This is a genomic window from Pseudomonas auratipiscis, from assembly GCF_036324085.1.
GTDB classification, from domain to species: Bacteria; Pseudomonadota; Gammaproteobacteria; order Pseudomonadales; family Pseudomonadaceae; genus Aquipseudomonas; species Aquipseudomonas auratipiscis.
The window spans coordinates 30,528-48,053 of record NZ_JAZDCU010000013.1 but is presented as its reverse complement, the minus strand read 5'-3'; the positions used below and the strand labels follow the sequence as shown (position 1 = coordinate 48,053).

At 60.1% G+C, this 17,526-nt stretch carries 18 protein-coding genes; 13 read left to right on the top strand and 5 right to left on the bottom strand.

Going from position 1 to position 17,526, the window contains the following annotated elements; genetic code table 11:
- The first annotated feature begins 219 nt into the window (after nucleotides 1-219).
- The 4 genes from V0R60_RS18060 (at nucleotide 220) to V0R60_RS18045 (ending at nucleotide 4,474) form a co-directional block, all read left to right on the top strand.
- Nucleotides 220-2,148 carry a sigma-54-dependent Fis family transcriptional regulator gene (locus V0R60_RS18060; protein WP_330080437.1) on the top strand — a complete coding sequence of 643 codons (1,929 nt, stop codon included), beginning with the start codon at nucleotides 220-222 and terminating at the stop codon, nucleotides 2,146-2,148.
- Between the two features lie 66 nt (nucleotides 2,149-2,214).
- Nucleotides 2,215-3,564, top strand: coding sequence for a UDP-N-acetylmuramate:L-alanyl-gamma-D-glutamyl-meso-diaminopimelate ligase (gene mpl / locus V0R60_RS18055; RefSeq protein ID WP_203479777.1), 1,350 nt, complete (start codon nucleotides 2,215-2,217; stop codon nucleotides 3,562-3,564).
- Nucleotides 3,561-4,190: a flavin prenyltransferase UbiX gene (ubiX, locus tag V0R60_RS18050; protein ID WP_136474319.1), complete on the top strand. Its 630-nt coding sequence runs from the start codon at nucleotides 3,561-3,563 to the stop codon at nucleotides 4,188-4,190. Before mpl ends, ubiX begins: the two co-directional genes overlap by 4 nt.
- Nucleotides 4,187-4,474, top strand: a complete 288-nt coding sequence (locus V0R60_RS18045; RefSeq protein ID WP_136474320.1) for a YceK/YidQ family lipoprotein — start codon at nucleotides 4,187-4,189, stop codon at nucleotides 4,472-4,474. Before ubiX ends, V0R60_RS18045 begins: the two co-directional genes overlap by 4 nt.
- Nucleotides 4,475-4,506: 32 nt before the next feature.
- Here V0R60_RS18045 and V0R60_RS18040 read toward each other — a convergent pair whose 3' ends face one another.
- The 3 genes from V0R60_RS18040 to V0R60_RS18030 all read right to left on the bottom strand — a co-directional run bounded on the left by V0R60_RS18040 (nucleotide 4,507) and on the right by V0R60_RS18030 (nucleotide 7,448).
- Entirely contained in the window at nucleotides 4,507-5,148 is a 642-nt protein-coding gene (locus V0R60_RS18040) for an oxidoreductase (protein ID WP_136474321.1), read from the bottom strand.
- A 26-nt stretch (nucleotides 5,149-5,174) separates the two neighbouring features.
- Nucleotides 5,175-6,905 (bottom strand): C13 family peptidase, encoded by a 1,731-nt coding sequence (locus V0R60_RS18035; RefSeq protein WP_330080436.1) that lies wholly within the window; start codon nucleotides 6,903-6,905, stop codon nucleotides 5,175-5,177.
- 87 nt (nucleotides 6,906-6,992) lie between these two features.
- On the bottom strand, nucleotides 6,993-7,448 hold the full coding sequence (locus V0R60_RS18030) for a MaoC family dehydratase (RefSeq protein WP_136474323.1): 456 nt from the start codon (nucleotides 7,446-7,448) through the stop codon (nucleotides 6,993-6,995).
- A gap of 169 nt (nucleotides 7,449-7,617) precedes the next feature.
- Between V0R60_RS18030 and V0R60_RS18025 the strand changes: the two genes are divergently transcribed.
- Genes V0R60_RS18025 through V0R60_RS18015 form a run of 3 tightly spaced genes read left to right on the top strand, consistent with a single transcriptional unit; the run spans nucleotide 7,618 to nucleotide 9,293 of the window.
- Complete coding sequence (locus V0R60_RS18025; protein WP_136474324.1) at nucleotides 7,618-7,980, top strand: CidA/LrgA family protein; 363 nt, start codon at nucleotides 7,618-7,620, stop codon at nucleotides 7,978-7,980.
- The gene (locus V0R60_RS18020; RefSeq protein WP_136474325.1) at nucleotides 7,977-8,693 is read left to right on the top strand and encodes an LrgB family protein; all 717 of its coding nucleotides are present in this window, start codon (nucleotides 7,977-7,979) and stop codon (nucleotides 8,691-8,693) included. Before V0R60_RS18025 ends, V0R60_RS18020 begins: the two co-directional genes overlap by 4 nt.
- A 9-nt stretch (nucleotides 8,694-8,702) precedes the next feature.
- Nucleotides 8,703-9,293, top strand: a complete 591-nt coding sequence (locus V0R60_RS18015; RefSeq protein WP_136474326.1) for an LON peptidase substrate-binding domain-containing protein — start codon at nucleotides 8,703-8,705, stop codon at nucleotides 9,291-9,293.
- Between the two features lie 4 nt (nucleotides 9,294-9,297).
- Here the strand turns inward: V0R60_RS18015 and V0R60_RS18010 are convergent, their stop codons facing one another.
- Both V0R60_RS18010 and V0R60_RS18005 read right to left on the bottom strand, forming a co-directional pair.
- Nucleotides 9,298-10,614, bottom strand: a complete 1,317-nt coding sequence (locus tag V0R60_RS18010) for a bifunctional DedA family/phosphatase PAP2 family protein (RefSeq protein ID WP_136474327.1) — start codon at nucleotides 10,612-10,614, stop codon at nucleotides 9,298-9,300.
- Between the two features lie 4 nt (nucleotides 10,615-10,618).
- Nucleotides 10,619-11,311 carry a DNA-3-methyladenine glycosylase gene (locus V0R60_RS18005; protein WP_136474328.1) on the bottom strand — a complete coding sequence of 231 codons (693 nt, stop codon included), beginning with the start codon at nucleotides 11,309-11,311 and terminating at the stop codon, nucleotides 10,619-10,621.
- Nucleotides 11,312-11,552: 241 nt separating this feature from the next.
- Between V0R60_RS18005 and V0R60_RS18000 the strand changes: the two genes are divergently transcribed.
- The 6 genes from V0R60_RS18000 to rodA are packed head-to-tail and all read left to right on the top strand — an operon-like array spanning nucleotide 11,553 to nucleotide 17,511.
- Entirely contained in the window at nucleotides 11,553-12,824 is a 1,272-nt protein-coding gene (locus tag V0R60_RS18000) for a glutamate-5-semialdehyde dehydrogenase (RefSeq protein WP_330080483.1), read from the top strand.
- A 31-nt stretch (nucleotides 12,825-12,855) separates the two neighbouring features.
- Entirely contained in the window at nucleotides 12,856-13,512 is a 657-nt protein-coding gene (gene nadD, locus V0R60_RS17995) for a nicotinate-nucleotide adenylyltransferase (RefSeq protein ID WP_375547289.1), read from the top strand.
- A 45-nt stretch (nucleotides 13,513-13,557) separates the two neighbouring features.
- Entirely contained in the window at nucleotides 13,558-13,986 is a 429-nt protein-coding gene (rsfS, locus tag V0R60_RS17990) for a ribosome silencing factor (protein WP_136474329.1), read from the top strand.
- Nucleotides 13,987-13,995: 9 nt separating this feature from the next.
- Nucleotides 13,996-14,463 (top strand): 23S rRNA (pseudouridine(1915)-N(3))-methyltransferase RlmH, encoded by a 468-nt coding sequence (rlmH, locus tag V0R60_RS17985; RefSeq protein ID WP_136474330.1) that lies wholly within the window; start codon nucleotides 13,996-13,998, stop codon nucleotides 14,461-14,463.
- 16 nt (nucleotides 14,464-14,479) lie between these two features.
- Nucleotides 14,480-16,369, top strand: a complete 1,890-nt coding sequence (gene mrdA / locus V0R60_RS17980; protein WP_330080435.1) for a penicillin-binding protein 2 — start codon at nucleotides 14,480-14,482, stop codon at nucleotides 16,367-16,369.
- Nucleotides 16,370-16,407: 38 nt separating this feature from the next.
- Nucleotides 16,408-17,511: a rod shape-determining protein RodA gene (gene rodA / locus V0R60_RS17975; protein ID WP_168198505.1), complete on the top strand. Its 1,104-nt coding sequence runs from the start codon at nucleotides 16,408-16,410 to the stop codon at nucleotides 17,509-17,511.
- Nucleotides 17,512-17,526: the final 15 nt, after the last annotated feature.

The window sequence follows — 17,526 nt, the reverse complement described above, 5'->3', positions numbered from 1 at the left end:
GAGCAAGGCTTGGGCCAGTGTTGCTGGGCCTAATGAAATCAGTGGGTTACGTGATTTTGTGTGACGATCCCGGTTGCTGCTGTAGCAGTGTCGGTACAAGGGGAGTGACAGTTTGTACCGCTAATGGCACAGACGGTGACCTGGCGGTCACCTCAACATTGCAATGCGCGGGCGGGTGGAGGATGCTGGGTCTATCTCGTCTGCGGAGAACAATAAAAAGTGCAGAACAATCATCTCAGCCGGCATGCCCGGCAAGTGCTGACGGTGACTCAGGGCAAGGCCCAGACCCAAGGCCCCGGCAGTGATCCTTCTATTGCCCGTTCGTGGCTGCGTTGCGTTGAGGACTACCATCTCGATCCGGCCCTGAGCGTTGCGCCGACCGTTCTTGAGCATGGCCGCGTGCTCGAAAGTCGCGAGCGCTTGCAACAGGTGTTGCAGATCGCGGGCACCGAGATGAGCAGTTTGCATCAGCAATTGTCAGGGGCTGGGCATGCGGTGTTGCTCACCGACGCCCGTGGGGTGATCCTCAATTGCGTCACCGCCCCCACCGAACGACGTATCTTCGAGCGTGCCGGGTTATGGCTTGGCGCTGACTGGAGTGAAGCCTGCGAAGGTACCAATGGCATTGGCACGTGCCTGGTTGAGCGCCAGGCCCTGACCATCCATCAGGACGAACATTTTCGCGGCCGCCACACCGGCCTTACTTGCTCCGCCAGCCCGGTGTTCGACCCTCATGGCGAACTGCTGGCGGTGCTCGATGTTTCATCGGCTCGCCCGGATGTATCGCGGCAAAGCCAGTTTCATACCATGGCCTTGGTCAATCTCTCGGCGAAGATGATCGAGAGTTGTTACTTCCTGCGCTATTTCGAAAATCAGTGGCTGCTGCGCTTTCATCTGCAGGCCGAATCGGTCGGCTTGTTCAGTGAGGGTTTGCTGGCCTTCGATGGTGACGGGCGTATTTGTGCCGTCAACCAGAGCGCATTGAATCTGCTTGGGGCCATTCGTGGTGGTGTGCTGGGCAAGCCCGTAGAGATGTTTTTCGATTGTGCCCTGGATGAGCTGTTCAGTCGTGCGACCGTGCAGGCCAGCACCAGTTGGCCGCTGCGCACCCGCGATGGTCGTCTGTTGTTCGCCAGTTTGCGTGGGCAGGTGCGTGCCCCGGCGCGGCCGTTGGTGCCAACGCCGTTGCCGGGTAAAAAGATAGAAAAAGCTGAGAGCATCTGCTTGCTCGACCCGTTGCTGCAAAACGAGTTTCGCCGAGCGATACGGGTGTTCGAACGTGATGTGCCGTTGCTGATCAATGGTGAAACCGGTAGCGGCAAGGAAGCCTTTGCCAAAGCAGTGCATCAGGCCAGTGAGCGCCGCGACCAGGCGTTTGTCGCTCTGAACTGTGCCTCCATTCCGGAAAGCCTGATCGAGAGCGAGTTGTTTGGTTATCGCGGTGGCAGTTTTACTGGTGCGCGCAAGGAGGGCATGCGCGGCAAGCTTCAGCAGGCAGACGGCGGTACCTTGCTGCTCGATGAGATTGGCGACATGCCTTTGGCCCTGCAAACCCGATTGTTGCGGGTGCTGGAGGACCGCATGGTGGTGCCGATTGGGGGCGAACCCCAGGCTGTCAACGTGCGCATTATCAGCGCCACACACCGCAACCTGCTGGAGCGGGTTGAGGATGGCAGTTTTCGCGAAGACCTTTACTACCGCCTCAACGGCCTGGAGATCGCACTTCCGGCTTTGCGTGAGCGCAGTGACAAGTCGCAATTGTTGGATTTCATTCTGGCCCAGGAGGCGGGTGAGCAGGTGGTGAGCCTGGCTGCAGACTCACGGCGCGCGTTACTGGCGTTTGCCTGGCCGGGAAACGTGCGTCAGTTGCGTACGGTTCTGCGCACCTTGGTGGCGCTTTGTGATGATGGTTGTATTGAACATGCGCAGCTTCCGGCCGTTATTCGGGCGGAGCGGGCACTGCGCGGGGCAAGCCCGGTCTCACCGGGGGTAGGGGCGGCGCCTTTGGAGGATGCGGAGCGTGGGGCTCTGTTGGCAGCGCTGGAGCAACAGCGCTGGCACATGACGCATGTGGCCGCGCAGTTGGGGGTTAGCCGCAATACCTTGTATCGAAAACTTCGCAAGCACGGCATCGCCAGGCGCCTTTGAGCGAAACACAGGATGCGAATTCCTGCGCCCTGGGCTACCCTGCCTCGACGTTTTGTGAGGTCGATAATGCACATTCATATTCTTGGTATCTGCGGCACGTTCATGGGTTCTCTGGCAGTGCTGGCCAAAGAACTGGGGCATCGGGTAACGGGCTCCGACGCCAATGTCTATCCTCCCATGAGCACTCAGCTTCAAGCCCAGGGCATCGAACTGACCCAGGGTTATGACGCCGCCCAACTGGACCCGGCACCAGACCTGGTGGTAATCGGCAATGCGCTCTCACGCGGCAACCCTGCGGTTGAGTATGTGCTCAACAAGGGCTTGCCTTATGTGTCGGGCCCGCAGTGGCTGGCTGATCACGTTTTGCAGGGGCGTTGGGTGTTGGCAGTGGCCGGTACTCACGGCAAAACCACCACCAGCAGCATGCTGGCCTGGGTGCTGGAGCATGCGGGCATGAGCCCCGGCTTCTTGATCGGTGGTGTGCCACAGAATTTCTCGGTGTCTGCGCGGTTGGGCGGTACGCCGTTTTTCGTGGTCGAGGCCGATGAATACGACAGCGCCTTCTTCGACAAGCGCTCAAAATTTGTTCACTACCGCCCGCGTACCGCGATCCTCAATAACCTTGAGTTTGATCATGCGGACATTTTCCCAGACCTGGCTTCCATCGAGCGACAGTTCCATCATTTGGTGCGGACTATCCCGAGTGAAGGCCTGGTCATTCATCCAACTACCGAACCTGCCCTCGATCGCGTGATCAAGATGGGTTGCTGGACCCCGGTGCAGACCACCGGTGAAGGCGGGCAGTGGCAGGTCAAGTTGCTCAGCGCAGACGGCTCGCGTTTCGAAGTCAGCTTTGACGGCGAGCCGCAGGGTGTTGTCGAGTGGGAGTTGACCGGTCAGCACAACGTGGCCAACGCTTTGGCCACCCTGGCGGCAGCCCGTCATGTTGGCGTAGTGCCAGCCATGGGTATTGCTGCGCTCAGTGCGTTCAAAAGCGTGAAGCGGCGCATGGAGAAAGTCGCCGAAGTGCAAGGCGTTACTATCTATGACGACTTTGCCCATCACCCTACGGCCATTGCCACCACCCTCGACGGTTTGCGCAAGCGCATTGGCGATGCCCCGCTGATTGCAGTAATCGAGCCGCGCTCCAACTCGATGAAGCTGGGTGCCCACCGCGATGGTTTGCCGGAAAGCGTCAACGACGCCGATCAGGTGATCTGGTACGCGCCGCCCAACCTTGGTTGGGATTTGGCCGCCACTGCCGCGCAGTGCAAGGTGCCTGCCGTGGTTGCCGACAGCCTTGAAGCGATCATCGAGCGGGTCAAGAGCCAGGCCAAGCCCGGCACCCAAGTGGTGATCATGAGCAACGGTGGCTTTGGCGGTCTGCACGGCAAGTTGGCCGAGGCGCTGAAATGAGCGGGCCGGAACGCATCACCCTGGCGATGACCGGGGCGTCGGGGGCGCAGTATGGTCTGCGCCTGCTCGATTGCTTGGTGCGCGAAGACCGTGAGGTGCATTTTCTGATCTCCAAGGCAGCGCAACTGGTGATGTCCACCGAGACCGATGTGGTGCTTCCGGCCAAGCCTCAGGCGATACAGGCGTTTCTTACTGAGTACACCGGCGCTGCCGATGGGCAGATCCGGGTGTATGGCAAAGAAGACTGGATGTCTCCGGTGGCCTCCGGCTCCGGGGCACCGGCCGCGATGGTGGTGGTGCCGTGTTCTACCGGTACGTTGTCGGCAATTGCCACCGGCGCCTGCAACAACCTGATCGAGCGTGCTGCCGACGTCACCCTCAAGGAGCGTCGGCAATTGATTCTGGTACCGCGTGAGGCGCCATTTTCGACCATCCACCTCGAGAACATGCTCAAGTTGTCGAACATGGGGGCGGTGATCCTGCCAGCGGCGCCTGGGTTCTATCACCAGCCGCAGACGATCGATGACCTGATCGACTTTGTGGTGGCCAGAATTCTCAACCTGCTGAACATTCCCCAGGACATGCTGCCACGTTGGGGCGAGTATCACCTCGGCGCGGATGAATGAAGCGGCTGCTGGTTATCGCCTTGCTGGGTTTGTTGGTTAGCGGCTGCGCGACCGTGCGTACGCTGGATGCGGCCAAGCCGGGTGCGCCGCTGGTCTACAGTGGCACGCGTCTGGACTTGTACGCGATGCAAGGTGGTTGTTGCGCCATGGACCGCTTTGGCGCCGAGGCCCCGAGTTATCCGGGGTTGGATCTGCCAGGGAGCGTCTTGCTTGATACCTTGTTGTTGCCCTTGTCGGTTTTGACCGCGTTGGGCGTGGGGTTTCAGGCGACTGGAGGGTTGTAGCGGGTGGTTGTAACGCGGGGCAAGCCCCGCGATTATTTTCCGAGCTTACGCAGCTCGTCCGATTCGACAATGCGAATCCCATCCTGCTCTTCCAGCGCCAGGCGCCACAGCGCGCGGGCCAATTGGCAGGCTTCGATGCCGCGGTATTTGCCGGGAATCAGCTTTGACAGCGGACCGGCCACGCGCTCGGCCAGGCGCGGCTCTACCCGGTCGCCAAGCAGCAACGAAGGTCGGGCAATGGTCAATTGTGGCCAGTCCTGTGCCTTCAGGGCTTCTTCCATCTCACCTTTGACGCGGTTATAGAAAACCGAGGATTTCGAGTCAGCCCCCAAGGCGCTCACCACCAGCAGATGGCGCGCGCCCATCTCGCGAGCACGCTTGCCGAAGGCAACCACCATGTCCAGATCGACCGCGCGAAAGGCAGGTTCCGAACCCGCCTGCTTGATCGTGGTTCCCAGGCAGCAAAAGGCGATATCGACGCGACCGGCCAACTGCGGCAAGAAAATGGCAGGATCGCCGACCGGGTTTTCCAGGTGCGGGTGTTCGGCCAGGGGGCGCCGTGTAGGGGCCAGGACGCGGCTGACGGTAGGCTCGTTGAGCAACCGGTCGAGTAGATGTTCACCGGTAAGTCCGGTGGCTCCGGCAAGCAGGATGTGCTGAGGCGTCAAGTACATGATGTCTCTCCCTTGATACAGTCAGCTTAGTGGTTGCTGACACTTTTTGCATGCACTGTCTCTTTGCCTGCATTGCTTTGCAACGCCTTGCGCGCCTGTTGCTGGCGCAGCCGTTGCCAGTGTTCGAGCACCTCGCTGGGCGCCCAGATTTGCGGTTCGGAAGGGTCAAAACCTTCCGCTGCCTCACGTTCGGCAACGCTGGCCTTGGCCAGTTCAAAGGCCTGGCGCAGATCGTCTGTCTGGTTCAGAGCCTGAGCGAACAGCGCGTCGCCGAAATAGGTGAAGTCGGCTTCTTCCGAACAGCCAAAGGACACGCGGTCGGCGCGCGATGCCGTCATGATCAGGGTCTTGCTGTCTTTGAGCGAATCGATGTACCCACCGGAGTAGCAGGCGGAGATTACGATGATCTTGTCGCGATCCTTCAGTGGCGCCAGTGAATTGGCGAGCGCGTCGGCAGGCAGGTCGGCCAATTGCAGGCGTGGGATGTCGAGCACCAGTTCGTGGTCTGGGCTGCCATGGCTGGTCAGGTAGATAAAGACCAGATCTTCAGGGCCGGTTCGCTCGGCCAGCGTGCGCGCCGCTCGGGCAAGGTTCTCACGGGTCGCCAGGGCCTTGTCATCGAGATGATCGCGGTGGTTGAGCAGGTTTATCTGGCCCACCGCGCCAAAACGACTTTTCAGCAGTGCGCTGACATAGTTGGCTTCGCGCAGAAACACACTTTGTTTGCCGTCACCGGCCAGAGCCAGGCTGTACAGTTCGATCTCAGGCGTCGAGGCGGGCACTTTGGCGAGTGCTTGCTCCAGCAAGTGACCTTGATTGAGTAACGCCAGCTCCAATGGATCGGGTAGCAGTCGGCCCTGTTCGTCGCGCACACGTTGGCCATTGACCCAGTAGCCACTCTGGCTGCTGCCATCGGCTGAGGTCAGGCGGCCATGGCCGTGATAAGTATCGTTTTCGAAGCCCCCGACATACAGGCTACCATCGGCCAGTTGCAGGCGTCCCTGGCCCGAGAAGCGCCAGTCGTCGAAGCTGCCCTTGTAATGGCTGCCGTCGGCGCCGATCAGTTCGCCTTTGCCATTGAGGGTGCCGTCCTTGAACTGGCCGATCCAGACGTCGCCGTCTGTGCTTTCATACCGGCCACGTCCTTCCAGGTGATTGTCGCGAAAGGCCCCGATGTACTGGTCGCCTTCGGCGCTATTGAAGGTTCCGCTGCCTTCAAGCTGGCCGTCCTTGAAGTGACCGCTGAACTGGTTGCCGCTGATGTCGCTGCGAATGCCCTCGCCATTGGGCTTGCCGTGGGCGAACAAGCCCTGGTACTGGCTACCGTCGGCCAACTCCAGCTGTCCGGCGCCGTTGTACTGATCGTCCTTGAACTGGCCGCGATACAGCAGGCCGTTTTCTTTGAGGGTACCTTCGCCATCGCGGCGCCCCATCTTGAAACCGCCGGTGTAGCTGCTGCCCGTGGTTTTCAGGGTGCCTTGGCCGTGGAACAGGCCTTGCTGGAACTGACCGCGGTAAACCTCGCCATTGCTGCCGTGCCACTCACCCTGGCCGTGCCATTGGCCAGCCTGGAAATTACCGGCATACCAACTGCCGTTGGGGTAATCGATGCGTCCCTCGCCCTGGAGTAGACCATCGACCATCTGCCCACGGTAACGCCCGCCATCCGGCAACCGAGCGTCAGGGGGGAGCAGCGGCTCGCCATCACCACAGGCAGTGAGCAGTAGGGTCAGGGCAAGCGGAACGAGTGGGCGCATGACGGGGTCCGGACGAGTAAGACCCCGAGTATGCCGCACAATGTGCTGACTGAAACAGCCACAGAGCTGTTTCAGCATAAGGCAGCTTCAGACGAAGCAGAGCGTCAACGGTTCGGCGATATAGGCCGGCTTTTCCTGGCCTTCGATTTCCAGGGTTGCGGTAATCTTCAGCAGCCATTGGCCGGGCTTCTTTTCGATAGCCTCGGCCAGGTCGACCTTCAACCTGACATTGCTGTCGACTTTCACGGGTTGGATGAAACGCACGCTGTCGAGGCCGTAGTTGACCACCATTTTCAGCCCTTCAGGAAGTACCAGGATGCCTTCCATCAGCTTGGGGATCAGCGACAGGGTCAGAAAGCCGTGGGCGATGGTGCTGCCAAAGGGTGTTTTCGCCGCTTTCTCGGGGTCTACGTGAATGAACTGAAAGTCGCCGGTGGCTTCGGCGAACAGGTTGATGCGGTCTTGATCGATGGTCAGCCATTCGGAACGTCCCAGTTCCTTACCAACGTACTGCGAAAGCTCTGCAACAGGTACATAGGGCATCGTGACTCTCCAGATTGTTTTTGGTTTTGTTATGACTTTGGCAGATTCGAAAGTCTAAGATCATCACGCCTGCACAGAGCGGTCAAGTCGCCATGTTTTAGGCGAATATCAGGACATAGGCAGCTCGTTAGCGTGCTTATAATGGCCGCCAGGCCCGAAGGAGAAAGTTATGCTGTTGCGTGGTTTGACCTGGCTGGTGCTGTTTCAGTTGGTTGGAACGGCGATCAACCATTTGTTTGTGCCCATTTTGCCTGGGCCGATCATCGGTCTTTTGCTGCTACTGGTGTTTCTCATGATGCGTGGTGAAGTCGGTGCGCCCTTGAGCGAGGCAGCCAACAGCTTGCTGCGCTACCTGCCATTGCTGCTGGTGCCGCCAGCGGTGGGGGTGATGGTGTATGCGGCGGACATCGCCGCGGACTTTTGGGCCATCGTCGGCGCACTGGTGCTGTCTGCCCTGATCACCCTGGCCTTTGTCGGCGTGCTGATGCAAAAGCTTATCGCCCGCCAGGGCAAGCGTGAGGGGCAGCCATGAGCCTGGACTGGAGCGGCGCCGTGAACGCTGTCATTCACCACCCACTGTTCGGCATCGGCATAACTCTCGGGGCTTACCAACTGGTGTTGGCAGCCTATGAGAAAACCCGCTGGATTTTTTTGCAGCCGGTGTTGGTCTCGATGCTTGTAGTCATTGGCGTACTGCTCGCTTGTGGCCTTTCTTACAATGAGTATCGAAAAAGTACCGAGATCATGAGCATTCTCCTCGGTCCTGCGACCGTTGCGCTGGCCGTGCCGCTGTATCTCAATCTGCGACGGATTCGTCAGCTGTTCTGGCCTACCTTTACTACGCTGGTAATCGGAGGGGTGGTGGCGACGGGGGCCTGCGTTTTGCTTGGCTGGTGGTTTGGTGCCGAGCACATGATCCTGATGACCATGGCGCCCAAGTCGGTCACCTCGCCAATTGCCATGCTGGTGGCTGAGCAGATCGGCGGCGTCGCAGCTTTGGCGGCGGTGTTCGTGCTGATTACCGGTGTTATCGGCGCGATCTTCGGCCCCGGCCTGTTATCGCGCTGCGGGGTGCACAGTCCCGAAGCCCGGGGCATGGCGTTGGGTGTCACCGCTCATGCGGTGGGAACGTCGGTAGCCCTGCAGGAAAGTGATGAATGTGGTGCCTTTGCGGCACTGGCGATGAGCCTGATGGGGGTTGCCACCGCGGTGTTCCTGCCGTTGGCAGTCAGCCTGGTAGCTTGAGGACTTGCAATGACGTTACCCCTGTTTCCGCTCAATACCGTGCTGTTCCCAGGATGCTTCCTTGATTTGCAGATCTTTGAAGCACGCTATCTCGACATGATCGGCCGCATCATGAAGCAGGGTGGCGGCTTCGGAGTGGTGTGCATTCTCGAGGGGCAGCAGGTTGGCACAGCGCCCACAGGCTTTTCGCAGATCGGCTGCGAGGCGGTGATTCGCGATTTCCAGCAGCAGGACAACGGCTTGCTCGGCATCCGAGTCGAGGGCACCCGACGTTTTCGCGTGGGGCCGTTCGAGGTGCAGAAGGACCAACTGTTGATGGCCGATGTGTCCTGGTTGCCTGAGCTGGAGGACAGCCCCCTGGAGGATGATCACCACGATCTGCTCGCACTGCTGCAGGCCTTGGGCGAGCACCCGATGGTCGAGGCCCTGGGTATGCCGGTGACAGTTGCGGGTCAGCAGGCGCTGGCCAACCAGCTGGCCTACTTGCTGCCCTTTGTCGAGGAAGACAAGCTCGAACTGCTCGAGATCGACTCCCCGCAGCAACGCCTGGACGCCATCCAGGCATTGCTTGATCGGCTACAAGGGGAGCTGTTCGCCTGATCCGTCAGTATTGGTAGCGCAGCAGGGCGTGTGGCAGCGAATGCAGGCTGAAGAACGCCAGCAAGGCGACACACGCCGGCAGAATCAGCCACCAGACCTTCAACGGCAGGGCGGTAAGAGGCTCGCGGCGCTGGATCAGGGTCAGGCTGGTAGCGCAGATGCAGCAGGCAAGCATGGCGCCAGCGAGAATATCGGTTGGCCAATGCGCACCCAGATACACCCTAGAAAGTGCAATCGCCAATGCCGGCAAGCAGCCGAGCAAAATCCAGGTCAGGCGCATGCGCGCCGGTTGGCCGCGTCCTGCCAGTACCGCCAGCACCAGGAAGAACGCAAATGCTGCCGAGCTGTGGCCACTGGGCATACTGTAAGTTGTCAACGGATCGCTCAAGACCTCTGGGCGGGCGCGGGCAAACAGCCATTTCAGGCTGCCATTGGCCAGTGCCGTACCAATCAGCGTAACGCCGGCAAAAATCGCTGGTCGCCATTGTCGCGCCAATAGCAATAACCCGGTCAACAGCCCGCCAAGGATGAACTGGGTGCGAAAATCACCCATGCGCGTGATCAGTACCACGCTGCCATCGATGAAGGTGCTGCGATGCTCCTGGATCAGGGTCATCAAGCCCTGGTCGAACTCGTGCAGGTATGGCCAACCGAGAAACAAGGCTGCCAGTGCCACCAGGCTAAGCGCGGCAATTACCCGGGTGCCGTAACGCATGCTGCGCAGACTGCAGTTGATGCTCACACCCACCAGCAATGCCAGGCCGGCAGAAATCATCCCGGCATCGAGCCAGAAGCCTTCGGGCAGCGGCAGGCGCATCGCCGCACCTGTCGCCCAGCCGGGTAGCAGGTAGGCCACCGACCATCCGGCGCCAGCCAGCAGGCTGACGGCAATAAAGCGTGGCAGGGGCATGTCGAACATACCGGCGACCATCGGCAGCATGGGCCGTAGCGGCCCGATAAAGCGACCGACCAACAAGCTGGCGATGCCGTAGCGCTGGAAATAGCTTTCTGCGCCGCCGATCCATTCCGGGTGATGGCGCAATAGCGGTAGTCGGCGGATGTTCTGATGGAACTTGCGCCCCAGTGTATAAGAGATGGCGTCACCCAGCAGGCCGCCAAAGAATCCCAGCAGCAGGGTTTCACCCAGCGACAGGGCGCCACTGCCGGCCAATACAGCCACGGCGAACAGCAACACCGTGCCGGGCACGATGATGCCGGCGATCGCCAGGCATTCCACGCAGGCCACCAGAAAAATCGCCAAGCCTAGCCATTGCGGGTTGGCACCTAGCCAACCGGTAAGGCTGTCGAGCCATTGGCCCATCGTGTCAGTTTCCTTGTGTCAGTAAAAAATAGTCCCGGCCTTCGACTTGCCCCCGGCGCAGCGGGTTCCGTGTGCACTGGCGGGCAAAGTCGGCGTCAACGAAACGAAACAGCAGATGTTCATCGCGGCCAGTGGGAATGCCTAGGCGGGTTGTTTGGATAATGTGTTTCACATTGATACCGCAGTCTTCGACGAACAGTTGTTCAGGATCGAAGCGTTTGGCATCCCAGTTCGGCACCTTCAGGCCCAGGGCCTTGCATAGCAGGGTCTGCCCGGCGCACAGGCGCTCGACTGGGCGCGGTTCGCCGCTGGCGTCGGGGTTGTTCAGCTGCATTTGTGCCAGGCTGTTGTCGTCGGAGATTGCGTCGACAAATGGAAAGGCAGATTTGATCAGTACAGCGTTGCCGGGCCCGTGAGCGCTGAAGTTCAGCGAATCACCGCCGCGAGCATAGTACATGTAGATGTGCCCGCCATTGAGGAACAGCGCCTTGCGCTTCTCGGTGTAACCCAGCGATGCGTGGCTGCCTTTGTCGCTGAGGTAGTAGGCCTCGGTTTCAATGATTCGCGCCGATAGCCAGTAAGGGCCATGACGATGGCGGATGACCTTGCCCAGCAATGCCTTGGCCAGTTCCTGCGGGTCGCGGTCGAAGAAGCTGTCGGGCAAGGCCCGGGGCGGGCAGGGGGCGGAGTCGGGCATGCTGGCGGTTTCGCAGTAGTTAGTGGCCGATAATAGCAATTTCTTCCCGGCTTGGAGCGAGCTTGCCCGGCGGTGAGCTGCGCAACGGTCGCTGGTCCCCGGCCATCTGGCAGCGCGAGGCGAGCCCACTGCTACAGGTTTTGTATAAGTGTTTTCGACCATCCGCCTGTCACCGCTGGGCGTCGGGCGGCGTGACAGTTATACTCAGCCGATTTTCCCCTTCGCCAAGACCACTGAGCCCATGACTGAGTCCGTTCTTGACTACATGACCCGCCTGGGTCGCGCTGCCCGCGAGGCTTCTCGCGTCATCGGTCGTGCCAGCACCGCGCAGAAAAATCGCGCCTTGCAGGCTGCTGCCAATGCGCTGGACGCTGCTCGCGACGAATTGTCCGCTGCCAACGAACTGGATCTGGCCGCTGGCCGCGCCAACGGACTGGAAGCTGCCATGCTCGAGCGTCTGGCGCTGACGCCTGCGCGCATCGACAGCATGATCGTCGGCTTGCGCCAGGTGGCCAGTCTTCCTGATCCGGTCGGTGCCATTCGTGACATGAGCTACCGGCCATCGGGTATCCAGGTCGGCAAGATGCGCGTACCGCTGGGGGTGATTGGGATCATCTACGAATCACGCCCAAACGTGACCATCGATGCGGCCAGCCTGTGCTTGAAGTCGGGCAATTCCACTATTTTGCGCGGCGGTTCCGAAGCGATTCATTCCAATCGTGCCATTGCTGCCTGCATCCAGCGCGGCCTGGCCGAAGCCGGTCTGCCCGCTGCGGTTGTGCAGGTGGTAGAAACCACCGACCGAGAGGCAGTAGGCGCGCTGATCAGCATGCCTGAGTATGTCGATGTGATCGTGCCGCGAGGCGGTAAGGGCCTGATCGAGCGGGTCAGCCGTGATGCGCGTGTGCCGGTGATCAAGCATCTGGACGGCATCTGCCACGTCTATGTCGCCGAACATGCCGAGCTGGACAAGGCCCGACGCATCGCTTTCAACGCCAAGACCTACCGTTATGGCATTTGCGGTGCGATGGAAACCTTGCTGGTCGATCAGCGGGTCGCCGCGGACTTCCTGCCGGAAATGGCGAGTCAATTTCGGGAAAAAGGTGTCGAACTGCGTGGTTGCGAGCGCACACGCGAAATTATCGAAGCGCTGCCGGCCACTGAAGAAGACTGGAACACCGAGTACCTCGCCGCGATCCTGTCGATTCGCGTGGTAGACGGTCTGGACCAGGCTATCGAGCACATCAACCGCTACGGTTCGCACCACACCGATTCCATCGTTACCGAACACCAGGGCCAGGCCCGGCGCTTCACCGCCGAGGTCGATTCCTCTTCGGTAATGATCAACACCCCAACCTGCTTTGCAGACGGTTTCGAATACGGCCTGGGCGCAGAGATCGGTATTTCCACCGATAAGCTGCATGCTCGCGGCCCGGTCGGCCTGGAAGGCCTGACCTGCGAAAAATACGTAGTGATCGGTGACGGTCAACTGCGTGGACAGGAGTCGATCTGACTTGGCTGAGCGCAAACCGCTCGCCCCAGTCATGACGATGTCGACCGCCCGGCGCATTGGCGTGCTCGGCGGGACATTCGACCCGGTGCACATCGGTCATTTGCGCAGTGCGCTCGAGGTGGCCGAAGGACTGGCGTTGGACGAGCTGCGGCTGATGCCCAATGCTCGCCCGCCACACCGCAATACGCCGCAGGTATCGGCGCAGGACCGTCTGGCGATGGTCCGCTGTGCGGTGGAAGGCGTGCGGACATTGTCGGTGGATGCGCGCGAACTGGCGCGCGACACGCCGTCGTATACCATCGAGACACTAGAGCTGATGCGTGCTGAACTGGCCGCTACGGATCAACTGTTTCTGCTACTGGGTTGGGATGCATTTTGCGGCCTGCCCAGTTGGCATCGTTGGGAAGAATTGCTGCAACACTGTCACATCCTGGTACTGCAACGCCCGGATGCCGACGTCGAGCCACCGGATGCCCTGCGCAACCTGTTGGCCGCACGCTCAGTCAGTGACCCGCAGGCCCTGGTTGGGCCAGCGGGAAATATTGCATTCGTCTGGCAGACGCCGCTTGCGGTGTCAGCCACGCAGATCCGACAGCTGCTGGCCAGCGGCAAGTCGGTGCGGTTTCTGGTGCCGGACGCAGTACTGGCCTACATCGATGCGCACAACCTGTACCGTGCGCCGAACTGAAGGTGCTGCGAAGCGCCTCACACTATTGAGTTGAATGAGTTTTATATGACCAAGCAAAAACACAGTGCCGTAAGTGCCGAAGAACTGGTCGAACTGACCAAGGCCGCCCTGGCAGACGTCAAGGCCCAGGACATCCAGGTCATTGACGTGCGCGACAAGCACAGTCTGACCGACTACATGATCATTGCCACCGGTACCTCCAACCGCCAGATCTCGGCGATGCTGGAAAAGGTTCGCGAGCAGGTCAAGGCCAAGGGCATTCAGCCGTTGGGCGAAGAAGGCAAGGGCGACAGCGACTGGGTCCTGCTCGACCTCAACGACGTTATCGTGCACATGATGACTGCTGCAGCCCGTCAGTTCTACGACCTTGAGCGTCTGTGGATGGGTGCCGAGCAAAGCCGCGCCGCCGATGGCAAGCACCACAGCCCGGAAAACACCCACGCCTACTCCGACAATCTCAAAGACCGGGAATAAGGAAGGCTCGTGCGTCTGCGTCTTATCGCGGTCGGCTCGCGCATGCCCAAGTGGGTCGAGGACGGTTGGCATGAATATGCCAAGCGCCTGCCCTCGGAGCTTTCGCTTGAGCTGGTGGAAATTGCGCTCAATACCCGGGGCAAAAATGCCGATGTCGCTCGTCTGATTCGTCAGGAGGGTGAGGCTATGCTCGCCAAGGTCCAGCCAGGGGAACGGATTGTCACCCTGGAGGTCCATGGCAAGCCCTGGAGTACCGAGCAACTGGCGGTCGAGCTCGACCGCTGGCGGCTGGACTCACGCACGGTGAACTTTATGGTCGGCGGCCCGGAAGGGCTGGCGCCGGAAGTCTGTGCGCGGGCCGAACAGCGCTGGTCGCTGTCGCCGCTGACCCTGCCCCACCCATTGGTAAGGATACTGATCGGCGAACAGCTGTACCGCGCCTGGACCGTGTTGTCCGGGCACCCTTACCACAAATAGACCTGTAAGCCTTTCAATGACGCAGCCGATTCGCCTCAAGGATCACGAGAAAGACGCCCGTATGGTGCGCAGTCGCGTCGTGGTCGGTGCCGTGGCAATCGTCCTGCTGATCTGCGTGCTGATCGCTCGCCTCTATTACCTGCAGGTGATCCAGTACGAGTACCACTCGACCTTGTCGGAAAACAACCGAGTGCACGTGCAGCCGATTCCGCCTACGCGTGGGCTGATTTTCGATCGAAATGGGGTGATCATCGCCGATAACCGGCCAAGCTTCAGCTTGAGCATGACCCGCGAGCGTTCCGGGGATTGGCAGCAGGTGCTCGATGTGATCGTCGAAGTGCTGGAATTGACCCCAGACGACCGTACCCTCTTCGAGAAGCGTATGCGTCAGGGGCGCCGGCCGTTCGAACCGGTACCTATCCTGTTCGAACTCACCGAGGAGCAGATTGCCCGCATTGCGGTCAATCAATTCCGCCTCCCCGGGGTTGAGGTGGTGGCCCAGTTGGTGCGGCATTACCCTCAGGGTGCGCATTTCGCTCACTCGGTCGGCTATGTCGGGCGAATCAACGAGAAAGAGCTCAAGACCCTTGATCCGGTCAACTACAGCGGCACCCATCATATCGGCAAGACCGGGGTGGAACGCTTCTACGAGCCCGAACTGCATGGCCAGGTCGGCTATGAAGAGGTCGAGACCAACGCCCGCGGCCGCGTGTTGCGAGTGCTCAAGCGTACTGACCCGATTCCAGGCAAAGACATCGTTCTGAGCCTGGACATCAAGTTGCAGGAAGCCGCCGAGAATGCGCTGGCCGGTCGTCGTGGCGCCATTGTGGCCCTCGATCCGAATACGGGTGAGGTCCTGGCGATGGTCAGCCAGCCGAGTTTCGATCCTAACCTGTTCGTGACGGGCATCAGTTTCAAGGCCTACGCCGAATTGCGCGATTCAATCGATCGACCGCTGTTCAACCGTGTGCTGCGCGGACTGTACCCACCAGGCTCGACGATCAAACCGGCCGTGGCCATCGCCGGGCTCGACAGTGGCGTGATCACGGCGACGAGTCGGGTGTTCGACCCAGGCTACTATCAACTGCCCAATTACGATCACAAGTATCGTAACTGGAACCGTAGCGGTGACGGCTGGGTCGATCTCGACACCGCGATCATGCGTTCCAACGACACCTACTTCTACGACTTGGCACACAAGATGGGCATCGATCGCCTGTCGGCCTACATGAATCGCTTCGGTATTGGTCAGAAGGTTTCGCTGGACATGTTCGAGGAATCACCGGGGCTGATGCCTTCGCGCGAATGGAAGCGTGCGACCCGTCGTCAGGCCTGGTTCCCGGGTGAAACCTTGATTCTTGGTATTGGCCAGGGCTACATGCAGACCACACCGTTGCAATTGGCCCAGGCAACTGCACTGATTGCCAGCAAGGGCAAGTGGAACCGTCCGCACCTGGCCAAGACCATCGAGGGTTTGCCGCCTGTGGACGAAAACCCGATGGAAGACATCGTCCTGCGTGACAAGTCCGACTGGAACAAGGTCACCCACGGCATGGAGCAGGTGATGCACGGTGCCCGGGGTACTGCACGCAAGGCTTCCATCGGTGCGCAGTACCGGATCGCCGGCAAGAGTGGTACCGCTCAGGTGGTGGCGATCAAGCAGGGCGAGAAGTACGACCGCAACAAGCTTCAGGAACGTCACCGCGACCATGCCCTGTTCGTTGGTTTCGCCCCGGCAGACAATCCGAAGATCGTGGTATCGGTGATGGTCGAGAACGGTGAGTCTGGCTCTGGCGTTGCTGCACCCGTGGTGCGGCAGGTCATGGATGCCTGGCTGCTGGGTCCCGACGGCCGCCTGAAACCTGAATACGCCAACCCGTCCATCGCTCAGGAACCGGCCCCGTGATGAGTAATTTCGATCGCATGCTCTCCAGTGAGGATGTGATGCGCCGTCGCGCCAGCTTCCTTCAGCGCATCCATATCGACGGCCCCTTGCTGATCCTGCTGCTGACCCTGGCGGCTGGCAGCCTGTTCGTGCTTTATTCGGCCAGCGGCAAGAACTGGGATTTGCTGCTCAAGCAGGCCAGCTCTTTTGGCATCGGCCTGGTCTCGATGTTCGTCATTGCCCAGTTGGAGCCGCGGTTCATGGCGCGTTGGGTGCCGTTGGCGTACATCTGTGGGGTTATCCTGCTGGTGGTCGTCGACGTCATGGGCCATAACGCCATGGGGGCTACACGCTGGATCAACATTCCCGGGGTGATCCGCTTCCAGCCTTCGGAATTCATGAAGATCATCATGCCGGCGACCATTGCCTGGTACCTGGCCAAGCGCTCACTGCCGCCGCACCTGAAGCATGTAATGATCAGTCTGATCATGATTGGCGTGCCGTTCATTCTTATCGTGCGTCAGCCCGATCTGGGCACTGCCTTGCTGATTCTCGCTTCAGGCGCTTTTGTACTGTTCATGGGGGGGCTGCGCTGGCGCTGGATTCTCAGCGTAATTGCTGCAGCGGTGCCGGTGGCGGTGGCCATGTGGTTCTTTGTCATGCACGACTACCAGAAGCAGCGGGTCCTGACCTTCCTCGATCCGGAAAGCGATCCCTTGGGCACCGGCTGGAACATTATTCAGTCCAAAGCAGCCATTGGCTCGGGCGGGGTGTTTGGCAAGGGTTGGCTGCTGGGTACCCAGTCGCACCTGGACTTTCTCCCGGAAAGCCACACCGACTTCATCATCGCCGTGCTGGGCGAAGAGTTTGGCTTGGTGGGTATCTGTGCGCTGCTGCTCATCTACCTGTTGTTGATCGGTCGTGGCCTGGTTATTACCGCGCAGGCGCAAACCCTTTACGGCAAGTTGCTGGCTGGCAGCTTGACGATGACTTTTTTCGTTTATGTATTCGTCAATATCGGTATGGTCAGTGGCCTGTTGCCGGTTGTGGGCGTGCCGCTGCCCTTCATTAGTTATGGTGGAACTTCGTTGGTGACGCTGCTGTCAGCGTTTGGAGTTTTAATGTCGATCCATACGCATCGCAAATGGATTGCGCAGGTTTGAATAAGGTGAAAAATT

What these genes read in the sequence shown, in the direction of transcription:
- mpl (WP_203479777.1), top strand. Translation starts at nt 2,215, where the DNA reads ATGCACATTCATATTCTTGGTATCTGCGGCACGTTCATGGGTTCTCTG.
- ubiX (WP_136474319.1), top strand. Translation starts at nt 3,561, where the DNA reads ATGAGCGGGCCGGAACGCATCACCCTGGCGATGACCGGGGCGTCGGGG.
- V0R60_RS18045 (WP_136474320.1), top strand. Translation starts at nt 4,187, where the DNA reads ATGAAGCGGCTGCTGGTTATCGCCTTGCTGGGTTTGTTGGTTAGCGGC.
- V0R60_RS18040 (WP_136474321.1), bottom strand. Translation starts at nt 5,148, where the DNA reads ATGTACTTGACGCCTCAGCACATCCTGCTTGCCGGAGCCACCGGACTT.
- V0R60_RS18035 (WP_330080436.1), bottom strand. Translation starts at nt 6,905, where the DNA reads ATGCGCCCACTCGTTCCGCTTGCCCTGACCCTACTGCTCACTGCCTGT.
- V0R60_RS18030 (WP_136474323.1), bottom strand. Translation starts at nt 7,448, where the DNA reads ATGCCCTATGTACCTGTTGCAGAGCTTTCGCAGTACGTTGGTAAGGAA.
- V0R60_RS18025 (WP_136474324.1), top strand. Translation starts at nt 7,618, where the DNA reads ATGCTGTTGCGTGGTTTGACCTGGCTGGTGCTGTTTCAGTTGGTTGGA.
- V0R60_RS18020 (WP_136474325.1), top strand. Translation starts at nt 7,977, where the DNA reads ATGAGCCTGGACTGGAGCGGCGCCGTGAACGCTGTCATTCACCACCCA.
- V0R60_RS18015 (WP_136474326.1), top strand. Translation starts at nt 8,703, where the DNA reads ATGACGTTACCCCTGTTTCCGCTCAATACCGTGCTGTTCCCAGGATGC.
- V0R60_RS18010 (WP_136474327.1), bottom strand. Translation starts at nt 10,614, where the DNA reads ATGGGCCAATGGCTCGACAGCCTTACCGGTTGGCTAGGTGCCAACCCG.
- V0R60_RS18005 (WP_136474328.1), bottom strand. Translation starts at nt 11,311, where the DNA reads ATGCCCGACTCCGCCCCCTGCCCGCCCCGGGCCTTGCCCGACAGCTTC.
- V0R60_RS18000 (WP_330080483.1), top strand. Translation starts at nt 11,553, where the DNA reads ATGACTGAGTCCGTTCTTGACTACATGACCCGCCTGGGTCGCGCTGCC.
- nadD (WP_375547289.1), top strand. Translation starts at nt 12,856, where the DNA reads ATGACGATGTCGACCGCCCGGCGCATTGGCGTGCTCGGCGGGACATTC.
- rsfS (WP_136474329.1), top strand. Translation starts at nt 13,558, where the DNA reads ATGACCAAGCAAAAACACAGTGCCGTAAGTGCCGAAGAACTGGTCGAA.
- mrdA (WP_330080435.1), top strand. Translation starts at nt 14,480, where the DNA reads ATGACGCAGCCGATTCGCCTCAAGGATCACGAGAAAGACGCCCGTATG.
- rodA (WP_168198505.1), top strand. Translation starts at nt 16,408, where the DNA reads ATGCGCCGTCGCGCCAGCTTCCTTCAGCGCATCCATATCGACGGCCCC.